Origin of the sequence: Candidatus Sulfotelmatobacter sp. (assembly GCA_035504415.1) — a bacterium.
GTDB lineage: Bacteria > Vulcanimicrobiota > Vulcanimicrobiia > Vulcanimicrobiales > Vulcanimicrobiaceae > Vulcanimicrobium.
The window spans coordinates 61,974-74,824 of the sequence record DATJRY010000016.1 but is presented as its reverse complement, the minus strand read 5'-3'; the positions used below and the strand labels follow the sequence as shown (position 1 = coordinate 74,824).

At 64.9% G+C, this 12,851-nt stretch carries 12 protein-coding genes; 8 read left to right on the top strand and 4 right to left on the bottom strand.

Going from position 1 to position 12,851, the window contains the following annotated elements:
- The first annotated feature begins 41 nt into the window (after positions 1-41).
- Entirely contained in the window at positions 42-968 is a 927-nt protein-coding gene (locus VMD91_13655; GenBank protein HTW85109.1) for an SDR family NAD(P)-dependent oxidoreductase, read from the top strand.
- 20 nt (positions 969-988) lie between these two features.
- Here VMD91_13655 and VMD91_13650 read toward each other — a convergent pair whose 3' ends face one another.
- Positions 989-1,267, bottom strand: coding sequence for a hypothetical protein (locus VMD91_13650; GenBank protein ID HTW85108.1), 279 nt, complete (start codon positions 1,265-1,267; stop codon positions 989-991).
- A gap of 451 nt (positions 1,268-1,718) precedes the next feature.
- Here VMD91_13650 and VMD91_13645 point away from each other — a divergent pair, with 451 nt between their 5' ends.
- Positions 1,719-3,752 (top strand): hypothetical protein, encoded by a 2,034-nt coding sequence (locus VMD91_13645; protein HTW85107.1) that lies wholly within the window; start codon positions 1,719-1,721, stop codon positions 3,750-3,752.
- 312 nt (positions 3,753-4,064) lie between these two features.
- The gene (locus VMD91_13640) at positions 4,065-5,636 is read left to right on the top strand and encodes a hypothetical protein (protein HTW85106.1); all 1,572 of its coding nucleotides are present in this window, start codon (positions 4,065-4,067) and stop codon (positions 5,634-5,636) included.
- On the opposite strand, the gene VMD91_13635 is transcribed toward VMD91_13640, so the two are convergent.
- Together VMD91_13635 and VMD91_13630 are read right to left on the bottom strand one after the other, a co-directional pair.
- Positions 5,624-6,373, bottom strand: coding sequence for a DUF72 domain-containing protein (locus VMD91_13635; protein ID HTW85105.1), 750 nt, complete (start codon positions 6,371-6,373; stop codon positions 5,624-5,626). The two genes, VMD91_13640 and VMD91_13635, sit on opposite strands and share 13 nt — an antisense overlap.
- Before the next feature lie 3 nt (positions 6,374-6,376).
- Positions 6,377-7,051, bottom strand: coding sequence for a hypothetical protein (locus VMD91_13630; GenBank protein HTW85104.1), 675 nt, complete (start codon positions 7,049-7,051; stop codon positions 6,377-6,379).
- Between the two features lie 206 nt (positions 7,052-7,257).
- On the opposite strand from VMD91_13630, the gene VMD91_13625 reads away from it, so the two are divergent.
- The gene (locus VMD91_13625) at positions 7,258-7,530 is read left to right on the top strand and encodes a hypothetical protein (GenBank protein ID HTW85103.1); all 273 of its coding nucleotides are present in this window, start codon (positions 7,258-7,260) and stop codon (positions 7,528-7,530) included.
- 11 nt (positions 7,531-7,541) lie between these two features.
- Here VMD91_13625 and VMD91_13620 read toward each other — a convergent pair whose 3' ends face one another.
- Positions 7,542-8,150 (bottom strand): MBL fold metallo-hydrolase, encoded by a 609-nt coding sequence (locus VMD91_13620; protein HTW85102.1) that lies wholly within the window; start codon positions 8,148-8,150, stop codon positions 7,542-7,544.
- Between the two features lie 130 nt (positions 8,151-8,280).
- On the opposite strand from VMD91_13620, the gene VMD91_13615 reads away from it, so the two are divergent.
- Genes VMD91_13615 through VMD91_13600 form a run of 4 tightly spaced genes read left to right on the top strand, consistent with a single transcriptional unit; the run spans position 8,281 to position 12,851 of the window.
- Positions 8,281-9,393, top strand: coding sequence for an HBL/NHE enterotoxin family protein (locus tag VMD91_13615; protein ID HTW85101.1), 1,113 nt, complete (start codon positions 8,281-8,283; stop codon positions 9,391-9,393).
- Positions 9,390-10,604: a hypothetical protein gene (locus tag VMD91_13610; protein HTW85100.1), complete on the top strand. Its 1,215-nt coding sequence runs from the start codon at positions 9,390-9,392 to the stop codon at positions 10,602-10,604. The genes VMD91_13615 and VMD91_13610 overlap by 4 nt, the downstream gene beginning before the upstream one ends.
- Before the next feature lie 29 nt (positions 10,605-10,633).
- Positions 10,634-11,692 (top strand): hypothetical protein, encoded by a 1,059-nt coding sequence (locus VMD91_13605; protein ID HTW85099.1) that lies wholly within the window; start codon positions 10,634-10,636, stop codon positions 11,690-11,692.
- A gap of 46 nt (positions 11,693-11,738) precedes the next feature.
- Positions 11,739-12,851 (top strand): HBL/NHE enterotoxin family protein, encoded by a 1,113-nt coding sequence (locus VMD91_13600; protein HTW85098.1) that lies wholly within the window; start codon positions 11,739-11,741, stop codon positions 12,849-12,851.

Sequence of the window (12,851 nt, the reverse complement as noted above, 5' to 3'; positions counted from 1 at the left end):
TCCACTCCGCGCGCAATGAACGACCGAATTAAGGACAAAACATGATCGAAAGTATCTTGATCACCGGAGCAAATGCGGGGCTTGGGAAAGAGACTGCCCGCCAGTTCGCATTGAAAAACGAAACGAAAAAGGTCATTCTGTTTTGCAGAAATCGCGCGCGCGCAGAGGCGGCGAAAAGAGACCTCGAGCAGCAAACGGGTCGGAAGATTTTCGAAGTTCTGATCGGCGATGTGACGGATGCAAATTCCGTACGAAGGGCCGTTGACGAGATCACCGAACCGATTGATGCAATCGTTCTCAATGCAGGCGGAGTCGTCGGAAAAACCGCTGCGAACTCGACGCCTTCCGGCATGAATGCATTATCTGCCACCAATATCTTGGGTAATGTCATTCTCGCCGAGGAACTCATCAAACGAGACAAGGTGCGCAAGACCGTCCTTGCCGTCAGTGCAGAAGCGGTTCCGGGCGTGAAGATGCTCGGAATAAAACGCGTTTCAATGCCGACGTCTTCAGTCGGTGAGTTTGCTGCCGTCCTCAACGGATCATATTTCGGCAATAAGTTTGACGCTTTGCAGGCGTACGCATACGTCAAGTATGCAGAAACCATGTGGGCGTTAGCCATGGCGCGAAAATATCCGCAGCTCAAATTCATCGTTGTGAGCCCAGGAAATACGAGCGGCACTCAGGCGCCCGAGAGTCTTCCCCCGCCCATGCGGTTTATGTTGAAGAACGTGATGATGCCCATTGTGTTTCCGATGATGGGCGGCATGGTGCATTCGTTAGACGTCGGCGCAAAACGCTTCGTCGATGCCATTTCGGATGAGCGGTATAGAAGCGGGGTCTTTTATGCCAGTAAAGAGGGGAAATTATCCGGAGAGATGGTGGACCAGAGCACCTTTTTTACTGATTTGAAAAACACGTCATTTCAAGATAACGCCTACGAGGCGATTCACCAGTTCATCCATTAGGCCTGAAAACGAGAAGTTCTTCAGCTTGGCTTCGCGCGCCAAGCGGTGCACCAGTTCTCCCAGTAGACCTCGGTCTGCAGCACGCTGCACGTACCTTCGAGGCGTGTCTCGCGGGTGTAGTGCGCGCAGCCCATGCATCGTTGATGGCTGTGGGAAAACTTTTGCCAGTGGTACTGCGCCTTGAGCGAGGCGATGCTCTGGGCTTTCGCCAGAACGGGCAGCATCCCGACGGCAAGGACCGGCAGTGCGGCGATCACACGTAAGGCCGAGCGCCGTGAGGGGTGCTCCGGAGCGTCCATGACGCGATACTCCGCCGCCGGCACCTCGGCTTCCCCTGGGCCAAGTGATTCTGCCCGATGAGGAGACCGTGCGAAGCCCAGGAGGCTCCAGCTCGAGCAAGGAACGGCCGACGACGCGCCGCGGCTCCTTGGAGACGAGGCGCCCGTCTTTCGTGCGTTGCCTACGGGTGGACGGCGCTAGCGTGCACCGGGAAGGTTCCATGGTCCGTCTGCGTCCGTCCCTGCTTCTCGCGCTCATCGGAGCTGCGGTCGTGTCGACCGCGGGCTGCAGTGGTGGCGGCTCACACGCCGCGACCCCGCCGATCCAAACGCAGCCGGGCGCACCGACGCCGTCGCCCTTCACCGGTCCGCAGTCGACGGCGACGTTCACCGTGACCATTCCGCTGCCGAACGCAAAGGGCAGTTCGGCTACGAGCGGCCGCCGCTGTACATCCCGTCGACGACCCAGTCGGTGTCGTTCCTGGTTCTCGAGGTGAACGGTAGCGCCGTCACCGCGACCGCACAAACGACCAACGTCGCGCCTGGAACGGCGCCATGCGCCACCTCGACCAGCAGTGACTACACCTGCACGATTGCCGTGCAGATGCCGATCGGGACCGACGAAACCCAGATCAGCATCTACGACGCCAATGGCGCCGGCGGCAACCTGCTCGCGGAAACGCTGTACTCCGCCAGCGTCGTGGAGGGCCATGCCAATACGTTCGGCTCGGGGGCGACGCCGATCACGCTCGACGCGAATCCCGGCGCGATCACGGTCGGGGCAACCAACGGCGAGGGCGGGAACCAAGCTGCCGGCTTCAGCGTGAACGGCACCGCGGAGGAGACGTACTCGCTCGCGGTGGTCGACAAGCACGGGACGGCGTTCGTCGCCGGACAACAAGGGCTTCCCGCGTTCAACAACGCGGCGAATAGCGGCTGCGCCGGATCGACGTCGGCGATCAGCGGCGGGGTGCTGGATGTCACGCCTTCGGGCAGCTGTAGTGCGCTGAACGTTGTCGTCGACGCCGATCCGGCGGCAGCGACGGACGTCTCCGCGGCGCTGACGTCCTCGCCGGCTATCGGCGCGACCAGCTTCACGGTCAGCGTGACGTCGGGGACCATCTTTGTCGGCCAGAATCTCGTGGTGGACTACGAGAACTTCGCCGGCGGCTCGACGTTGCTTCAGGAGAGCGTCAAGGTCACCGCGGTGAGCGGATCGACGATCACGATCTCTCCCGGCTTCGTGCACGCGCACACGACCGGCGCCAACGTGCGCCACTATGCCGACAATCTGAGCCCCGCGACCGCGCCGTTCACGGTCTCGATTGCGGCCTCGCTCATTACACCGGTCGGGATCGACTCGAACAACAACTCGGAAGCGATCGCATTCAGCAACACCTTCGCCGAGGAGAGCCCCGGCACGCTGATCAAGGATACCAACGCGAGCCCGTGCGCCGGCTATACGGATGGCGGCAACGAAATCCCCGGGTGTTTCTTCGACTACGCGAAGTTCGATGCAGCCGACCTACTCTTCATCGCCGACCAGGGCAACGAACAGATCTACGAGTCCCAGTACACGCAAGGCAGCGGGTTCAGCGGCTTCACGGTCGCCGGCCAAACCGGTACGCCCATCCCCGAGCAACAGGGTCTCTTTGGCTTCGACGTCTCCGAGAACGGGACGGCCATGGTCGCGAACTGCTGCGGGACGACGCCGACGATTCAGGCGTGGACCGCCGGCGCGACGAGCTCGAGCGTGAACTACACCACCTCACTCGGCCCGACGTGGTACACGCAGACTCAGGACTACTTCACCACGGCCGCGGTCCTGGCCAACAGCAGCAACACCGTCTTCGGCTACGCCACCCTGATGGACGACACCAGCGTCAGCGCCACGGACGTGATCCTCGTGACCACCGGCTCCGGCTCGGAGCAAGACTTCACCGACAGCAGCATCTACAGCATCTCCGCGCAGACGTGCTGCAATTTCGCAACGCTCGCGTGGGATCAAGGACGTCAGACGCTGATCTACGGCAACTCGCAAAGCAGCGGGGGATATCAGGTCTGGGAATACCCGCGCAACGGCACGACGGGCGCGCAGATCACCGCGACCGGCAAGCTCGAGGTCGCCTCGTTGAGCGGCTACCCGCAGTACATCGCTCCCTCGCGCGACGGGGCCTACATCGCGATCGCCTGGTACAACGGGAGCACCGGCACCAACGTCTCCGTCTACCACTTCAACGGCACGGCCTGGGTGCTCTACTCTGGCACCAATCCGCTGGCGGGTTACGTCTTCCAGCAGTTCACGTCGGTCCACTTTCTGCCGGGTTCGCCGGGGAATCTGGTCATCACCGACAGCGGAACGAACGAGAGCAGCCAGATCTACGCGAACCTGTACCAGTTCACTGCCGCCGGTACCGCCGTGGCCGGAGTCACCAATCCGACGTCCATCGAAGGCGACTTCGCCTCGTCGTCCTTTATCATCGACGACTGCGCCGTCTCGTACTGACCGGCTGACCGGCTTCCTACGAAATACGAACCGAACGGGGTCCTCGTGATGAGACGTTATCGTACAGTGCAAAGAAAAAGCCGGCCGCGATACGACTGACCCAAGTAGGGGCCCAACCGGGTCGGATTGAAAATTTTCCTCATGCCGTTTCGCGCCCGCGGCCTTTGCAAGGGCCTGGTTTTCGCTGTGATCCCGGCGGTACTGAGCGCCTGCGGCGGTCACGAGCAGTCGCAGATGCCGGCGACGCCTCGATCGCCGTCGGGCCCGACCACGGCGACGTTGAAAATCGTGATTCCGAAAGGGAGCGCGGCGTTGGCCGCACACCGCGCGCCGCACTACATTTCGCCCGCGACGCAGAGCATGACCGTCCTCGTCACGCAGCACAGCGGTGGGGCGACGGTTCTCGACGAGACGGTGGGGTTGACGCCGACGTCGAGCGGCTGCACGTCGACGCTGACCTCGACGAACTGTACGCTGCAGTTCACGATCGGGCCCGGCACGTACGACATGACGCTGGCGACGTACGACGGATACGATGCGACGCACGGCACGGCGACGGGAACCGAGCTCTCGAGCGGACAGACGATCGGGTTCACGGTCGTCGCGGGTCAGGCCAACGCGATCTCGGTGACGCTCTCTGGGATCCCGGCTGCAATCGGCGTATGGACCAACGCACGGGGCGTTCGCGGCGGACAGACCAGCGGTTTCACGCAGTACGGCACGCTCGCTCAGACGTTCAACGTCTTCGCGCTCGACGCCGATCAGAATATCATCATCGGCCCGGGAGCGCCGACGTTCACGATCGCGGCGAGTTCCGGCAGCGGGTTCACCATCACGAATCCGACGACGGCGTCGCCGAACGCGTTCTCGCTTCTCGGATCCGGAACGTCCGGTCAGACCGAGTCCTTCACCGCGACGGCCGCGTACTCCGACGACACGTGCTCGGGCGGCGGCGCGGTCTGCACGACGTCGTTCTCCGTGACGAGTCTTGTGCAGACGCTCTTTGTCTCCAACACCACCGGCAACTCGATCACGGTCTACCCCGGGCCGTATGGCACGCCGTCCGCGACGGTGACGAACGGCGTCAACGCACCGCTGGGCATCGCGACCGACAGCTCGGGCGACTTGTTCGTCGCCGAAAACTCGACCGCGTACGTCGCGATCTACGCGCCGCCGTACACGGGAAGCCCCTCGCATGCCGGCCCGAACGGGGACTATACGACGAACAGCGTGCTCATCGGTCCCGACAACAGGCTGTTCGCGGACGGCGGCATCTATGCGATCACGGTCGTGCCGCCGTACACGCAGACGCCGACGACGATCACGGATTCGGGATATGCGATGAAGCAGATGTCGCTGGACGCGAGCGGCAACCTCTTCATTCCGAACCAGAACAACAACACCGTGCAGGAGTTCGCCCCGCCGTACAACGCCGGCCCGGTCACCACGATCTCGAACGGCGTCGTCGACCCACAGCAGACGCTGGTGGATCCGTCGGGCAACCTGTTCGTCCTGAACGACGACGCTCAGGTCACGGAGCTCGCGCCGCCGTACACCGGCGCCGCGACGCCCATCGGAGCGGCCAACTATCCGACGGTTCTGGCAATGGACGCGGATGCCAATCTGTTCATCGCGTACGAAGGCAACAACTCCGTGTCCGTCTATGCCAAGCCGTACACCGGCGAGCCGATCGCGACCGCTTCGACCGGGATCAATAACCCGGTCGCGCTCGCGATTGACGAGGCTGGCAACCTGTTCGTTGCCAACGCCGGCAACAACACGGTGACGGAGTATGCGCCGCCATATACTGGTTCGCCGGTCGTGACGATCTCGAGCGGCGTGAACGGCCCGGCGAACTTCGGACTCGCGCTCTACCCGCACTGAGCGCCGCGGACGTCTGGGCGCCGGCACCGTACGAGTTCGTCAAACGTTAGGGCGTTCTCGATCGCCCCTCCGTGCGCGGTATTGTCGAAGATGCAAAACGCCGGTCCGGGCGATGCGCTGACGAGGGCCTCGAACTGCGTCAGGCGTTGTTGATCATAGGTAGACCAATAGACGCGCGGCGTCCCGTGCCAACGAAAGTAGCGGAACGAACGATCGCCGCCCGGTGATGCCGCCGCCGGCAGGATTGCCGGGTCGGCAGCGACACGGGCGACGCCAAAGTGCGCCAGGAGCGCTTCGGCCGGATCGCTGAACCAGCTTGCATGGCGGGGTTCGCATGCGACCCGGCCGCCAAACGTCGAGCGGAGCGCGTTGAAGAAGCGCTCGGCGATTGCGCCCGAAAAGGCCAGTTTTGGCGGCAACTGCACGAGGAGCACGCCGCCGTTGAGCAGCGGCGCAACTTCGTCGATGAACGCGCCCACGCAATCATCGACGCCTTCGAGACGATGCTCGTGGGTGATCGTCTTGCGCAACTTGACACTGAACAAGAAGCCCGGCGGCACGCTTCTCGCCCAGCGCTCGTAGGTCGAGCGTCTATGCGCGCGGTAGAACGTCGAATTTATCTCGACGCATGGAAGAACGCGAGCGTAGCGCTCGAGGTGTGAGCCGGCACCTGGAAACGACGCTGCAACGGCCGGCGGAAGGTTCCAGCCCGCGGTCCCAATCCGAATGAGGGACATCGCTCAATTCGGGGCGGGGGCAGGCCGGAACGGGATGTCGTTGGGAAGCTCGGCCGCGGCGCGCTTGAGCTCCTCGGTCAGTTTTGCCATACGCGAGACCGTCACCGGGAGATCGGAACGCTTGGCGAAGTTGAATTGGGGAAGAAAGTGCTGAATGCTCTTGCGCGCTTCGCGGGTGCGCGGGTAGACGGACTGCATGATCTCCGGCGACACGAACGAGTCGGCGCTCAAGTTCCCGTGGTAGGTTCGAAGCAGGTCATCGATGTTGTTGGAGAGTTGAACCAGCTCGTCGCGCAGGCTCTCCGGGGTTTTGTCCTGGTCCATGAACTCGGCCGCGTACGTTCGCGAGCCTGACGCATCGGCAGCCCGTACCGCGTCCGCGTAGTTTCCCAGGTCGAGGCGCGCGACGGCCGGCGCGGGGACGGGCCCGCGTGCTGCACCTTGCGGTGCGGGCGCCGGCCGAGTGTACAAGTCGAGCATGAACCGCTTCAGCTCATCGTCGCGGTACTGCTCGTAGAGGTGCTCGCAGACACTATACGCGGCGAAAAACAGAACGGCGACGACGCAAAACGCCAGCACCAGCTGGAAGTCGTGCTGACGTTCTCGGGCATCGTTGGCTGGGAAGAGGGTGAACCACGCAGCGAGGGCGTAGCCGGCGATTCCGGCCGCCCCTTGCAAGAATCTGGCGACCAGACGCAGAGTCCCCATGGCGCAGTCTAGTCCGCCTTCGCCTCGCGGATCAATGGTATCGAGCGCTGGCCCCGGCCGGTCGTTCGGGATAGGGGAAGGCGCTCGCTCGTACGGTCCGTTGAACAAGCGCCGGAATCGTCCGGCGGCGACGCGAAGGTGACGATCGAATGGAAGGTTCCGAGTATAAACATTCCATGAGCGCCACGGAAGCTCTACGTGCGGCCGACGGTTGGCTGACAGTCCTGGGCCTGCCCGGAAGCGCCGCCGCGCGTGCAGCCATCGCGAGCGTGACCCCGCTCGTCATGACGGAAGAGATCACGCCGCGAGACCTCGACGACTTAGCGTCCATCGTCGAGGAACGTGGACGTTCCCTGCGCGACCCGCAGGTGCCGCTCGACGTGCACCTCGCGCAACTCAACGAAGCGGTTCGGGCCGCCTTTGAACGCGTGGAGCGTGAACGTGCCTAACCGCGCCGCCCTTACACCGCAAGCCTGAACGCCGCGCCGTCGCGCACGACGTGGCCGGCGGTGGGGGCGGCGAAGTGGGTGCCGATCACGAGGATCCCCTGGTCGGCCCATTCGGCGAAGAGGCGCGAGCGGGTGAGCACCGCGGCCTCCGGCTCGCCGGTGCCGAACGTCCAGTCGGGGTGCGCCAACTGGCATGGATGGTGGGCCATGTCGCCGGTGATCACCGCCCGCTCGCCCGCGGACTCGATCATCACGCTGACGTGGCCGGGCGTGTGGCCGGTGGAGGGCGTGAGCCGGATCGGCGTGACGCTATCGCCGAGCATCGTTCGCTGCTCCTCGTCGTCGTGGGCGCTCCAGAAGTCGTACTCGCGCCGAGTGATGAAGTAGCGCGCGTTCGGAAAGGTCGGCACCCACGTGCCGTTCTCGAGCATCGTGTTCCAGCCGACATGGTCGACGTGCAGGTGCGTGCAGACAACGGCGTCGACGCCGTCGCGCGACCAGCCCGCCTCGTCGAGATGCTGTAGGAACGACGTCGCCAACGGCTTGCCGCCCGTGATCTCGCGCGGACGGTCGTTGCCGACGTTCACTCGGCCAACGTGCCAGCTGAGCATCGCGCTCATACCTCCTTACTCGCGATTCGACGCGACGGGACGATAGCCGGCGCGAAATCTCTCCGCGGATTTTGCGAGAGGGGCGCGTGGAGCCTACGCGAACTACCCCTGCCTCCAAAACCGTCTGAAGGGTGTATCGATGACTGGGACGGCCGCCGGACTCGCTCCGCCGGCGCAGGACGTTCATAAGGACGTCCTCGCTGAGCATTTGAACGGAGTCGTACATATTCGCGGCTACGTTTCGGCGCTCGCGATCACGACGATCCCCTCGCTGAACCCGCAGCCGGCGTGGTATCAAAACTTTTCGCTCAACCTTTTCAACGCGAAGCAGCACGGCAGCGTTTGGACGACGACGCTGGAATCCGCGATCACCTCGACGGTGCCGCAACTGATCATCGATTTCGGTACGAAGTTCGGCGTCGCGGCCGATGACATCACGCAGACGATCAGCGCCGCGAACGGAAACCCCGACGCGGCCGCGCAGCAGAAGATCCAAGCCCGGCTCACATGGCTCGGCGGTCAGCTCGCGGACACGAAGTCGCAGATCACGGACCTGTGCTCGCAGTTCACCGCCTTTCACGATGCCGCCATCAGCGACCTGAGCGCGCTCACCGGCGAAGACGGCATCCAACAAGCCCTGCTCGCCGACCAGGCGCTGGCCGCCAAGCTCAAGGCCGACATCGACGCCGACAACGCGGAGATCGCCGCGGACGAGGCCAAGCTCACCGCGAGCGGGATCGCGGGCGGCGTCGGCATCGGCGTCGGCGTCGCGGCGATGGCGTTCGGACCGGTCGGCTTCCTCGTGGGTGCGTTCATCACGGTGGCGTCCATCGCCGAGATGGAGGCCATGTACGCCACCTACACCCGCAAGATCCAAGACGCGCACGCGGAGATCGCGCGTGACACCAACGAGCTCGACGACGACATGCAGCAGATCGCGGCACTCTCGGTCCTCAACGCGTCCGTCGGCAAGCTGGCCGATCTCAACAAAGGCATGGGACAGTCGTTGAGCGACATTGCGGATTGGTGGGGCACCGTCGCGGCGAAAACGAACGCGACGATTGCCGATCTTGCAAGCGCTTCGACCGAGGCGGGTTTTTGGCTCGGGGTCGGCAACGACGTGACGTCCGCCCGCGAGGACTGGGACGGCTTGGTCCAGTTCGCCACCAACATGCAAACGATCGCCGACAACGCCGTAGTTCGGATGGTTCGCGTCGCGGCTGACGGCACCGCCTCGGCGAGCTCGGCATGAGGCGTTCGGACGCGATCGCCGGCTGCGCGGCCTTGGCCGGAAGCGTCCTCGTTGCGCGCGTTCCGGCGCTCGCGGCGGGACCGACGCTGGCCTCACCGCGCGGCGGACCGCTGCTGCACAATGCGTTTGCCGCCGCGCTCTTCACGCGGGCCGTCATCGAGCTGCCGGATGATTCGAACCCTCGCGATGCGCAGCGCGGCAGCTGGGCGATGGGCGTCGCGTTCGACGGCGCTCAGGTTTCGTTGGCACGAACCATCGCGCTCAAATTCGAGCCCGTGCTCAGCGGCATCGACGCCTTGCTCGCGGACGACGGGCCCGTGGCGCTGCTCGCCGCGGCCGGAGACCAGGTCGCCTCCGGCGGGGACGCCGCACGCGCGCGGTTTCTGTCCGCCGCGCAAAACGTACAAACGGCCGCCGCCACGATCGCCGCGGCGCTGCGGGCATTCCGAACGAACCCGATCGCCGGCGACTACCCGTACGTCCTGCGCATCGTCACGCAGCTGAACGACGCGGTTCGGCCCGACGGAACGATGCCGGCGCTTCCGCGGCGCTACGCGCCCCAGGCCGAACAGTTCCAACAGGAGGGCGCCCCGCTCGCGCGCCAGCTTTCCCGCTGGATACAGTTGTGCGTCACCGCGGGCGGCGGAGCCGACGTCGCGCTCGCGCAGCTCGCCGACATCCTGGGCGGTCTCGACGCGAAAATCCGCGGCCTCATCCGCGACGCATCCGATGCCAACGCGCCGCCGCGTCTCGTCGCGGTCGACTGGACCGTGATGAAGCGCTACCTCCTTTCGATCGCGACGGGGAGCACACCGCTCGTCGACTCAACCAGTTGGCCGGCGACGGGCGGGCCCGTGTCGGTGCCCTCGGAGCTCGGCGCGCTCTACGCATCGGCGCTCTCACAGCTCACCGCGGGGTGCACGTATCTGCTCGGCACGCCGCCGGCGACGCCGCCCGGCACCGGCAACCTCGCCACCATGTTCATCGTCACCGAGGCCGTCGCGGGATTGCTGGTCTCGAACGTCTCGTCGTCTTCCGCGCTCGCGCCGAACGGCCAGCCGCTCACCTCGTGGCTGGCGACGCGCTTGCGCAACGACGCGGCAATCGTCGTGAATGCGGGGAGCGCCGCGGGTCCCGCGCTCCCGGACTACCGTGCAGCCCTTCAGCGGCTCCTCAACTATGCGGCTGCATACCCGCACGTGTTCTCCTGATGCCCGCTCAACGAAAGGCAGCGTAGCCGATGCTCGCCCCGAACGACGATCTGGCCACCGAATTTCTCGCCTCCATCACGGACGGATACTATAGCGTCAACGCGGCCGCGATCGCGCTGCGACAGACGCACATCACGCCGATCGAGCCGCCGCCGACGTGGCTGCCGGCGTTGCAGAAGCTCGTCGAGGACGCGACCGCGACCGCCGAGGACTGGCTCGCCGAGAGCGGCCCCGACCTCATCGCCACCCTACCGGGCGCGTTCGTCACGTACGAGAGCCATTTCGACGCCATCGCGTCGGGGTTCGATCAGCTCGACGCGGACGGCGCGACGACGCAGCTCACGGCGCTACAAGCGGCCGCCCAGCGCGCGGCGGACATGGTCGCGACACACGAAGACGCGGCCCGAAAAGCGAGCGACGCGCTCGCGGCCTCGAGAGCCGCCGTCGAGACGGCGATCAAAGACGCGACCACGACGCTCGACGCGGAACGCGCCGCGGCGGAAAAGGTGATGACCGCGATCGCGACGCTCGAAGCGGAAGTCGCCGATGCGGCGTCAACGGTCAAGGAAGACCCCAAAGAGTCCGCCATGCAAGGGAAGGAGGTCACCGTCGCCGTGCTCGAGCTCGCGGTCGCGGCCGAGGCCTCGCTGGTGAGCGGCCTCACCCTCGTCGTCGCGGTCGGTGCGCTGATCTACTCCGGCATTCAGACCGCGCTCGAGAACGCCGAGATCGCCGAGAAGCTGACCGAGCTGCGCGATCTGTACGTCGAGCTCACGCTCGACGCGCAGCGGATCGCCGGCCTGCAAGCGATCGTCTCGGCGCTGCAGCGCGTCGACGCCTCACTGCTGGCGCTGCACGATCAGCTCGCGATGAAGCCGCTGTGGACGAACATCGCCAGCGACGTGCAGGAAGTGATCGGGGACATCCCCGTGGCGAAAGACTTCCGTCAGCTGCCGGCGATCGTGGGCCTGCCCCAGGCCGCGGCCACCTGGCACGACCTCTCCGTCAAGGCGAAGAACATTCAGAACACCGCCGCGACCGTGCAAGTCGTCAACGTCAAGATCACGCCGCAAACCGCAGCGGCCTAGCCTCACCTTCTTCCGCGCCGCACGGCGCAGAAAGTCTCGGGCCCTCGTGGCGAACTCCCTTCGTCCGGCCGACCTCGGCGACCACCAGCAAGTCCTCGCCGATCACCTCGGCGCGGTGCTGATGATTCGCGGCTATGCGGTCGCCGTCGAGCAAACGAACCTGACCTCGCCGACGGACCCGCCGCCGACGTGGTACCCCGATCTCGTCAAGAACATCGGGACGGCCAAAACGCACGTCGGCGTGTGGACCGATACGCTCGAGCCGGCGATCACCTCGCAAGTGCCGCAGACGGCGATCTCGTTCGGCACGAAGTTCAAGACGGCGACCGACGGCATCTTGTCGATCCTGAACGCTTCCAACAACAGCCCCAGCGAGCAGCAGAAGTCGCAGATCGAACAAGAGCTGGCCTGGCTGGCGGGTCACATCGACGACGTGCACTCGCCGCTGCCCGGGCTCTCGCAGCAGTTCACGACGTTTCAGAAGACGGCCGCGGCCGACCTCACGACCTTGACGACCGGCGCGTCGAGCATCCAGGACGTGATCACCGCCGATACGACCGTAAAGGATCGCATCGAAGGCGAGATGGCCGATACGCAGTCGAAGATCATGAAGGACAAAGCTGCCATGGAGGCTGCGGGCATCGCCGGCGGCGTGGGACTCTTCGTCGGCGTCGGGATCATGGCGACGACGGGCGCGGAGACGTTCGGCATCGGCGCCGCCATCGGCGCGTTCATCATGGTCGGTTCGCTCGTCGAGGCCGCGACCGTGCTGGCGGTATACGGCAAAGACCTGGCCGACCAGCAAGCGAAGTTCAACGAGGAAAGCGCGGGCGATCAGAAAGAGATCGAGCAGATCACCGCGCTGGGCCTGCTGAAGAACACGATCGACGGGCTCGCCGGCAAGAACGAAGCGATGGCGCAGTCGCTGGTCGAGATCGCCGACTGGTGGTCGATGATCGGTCAGAAGCTGGGCGCCGTGATCCAAGACGTGAAGGACGCGGCGGCCGACGAGGCCGACGGCTTCTGGATGGGGCTCGCGAACGACATCACCGACGCCCAGAAAGATTGGGCATCGTACGTCAGCTTCGCGACCAACATGCAGGAGATCGCATCCGGTGCTCAAGTCCAGACCGTGGACACCAGAAAGGTCGCGGCGTAG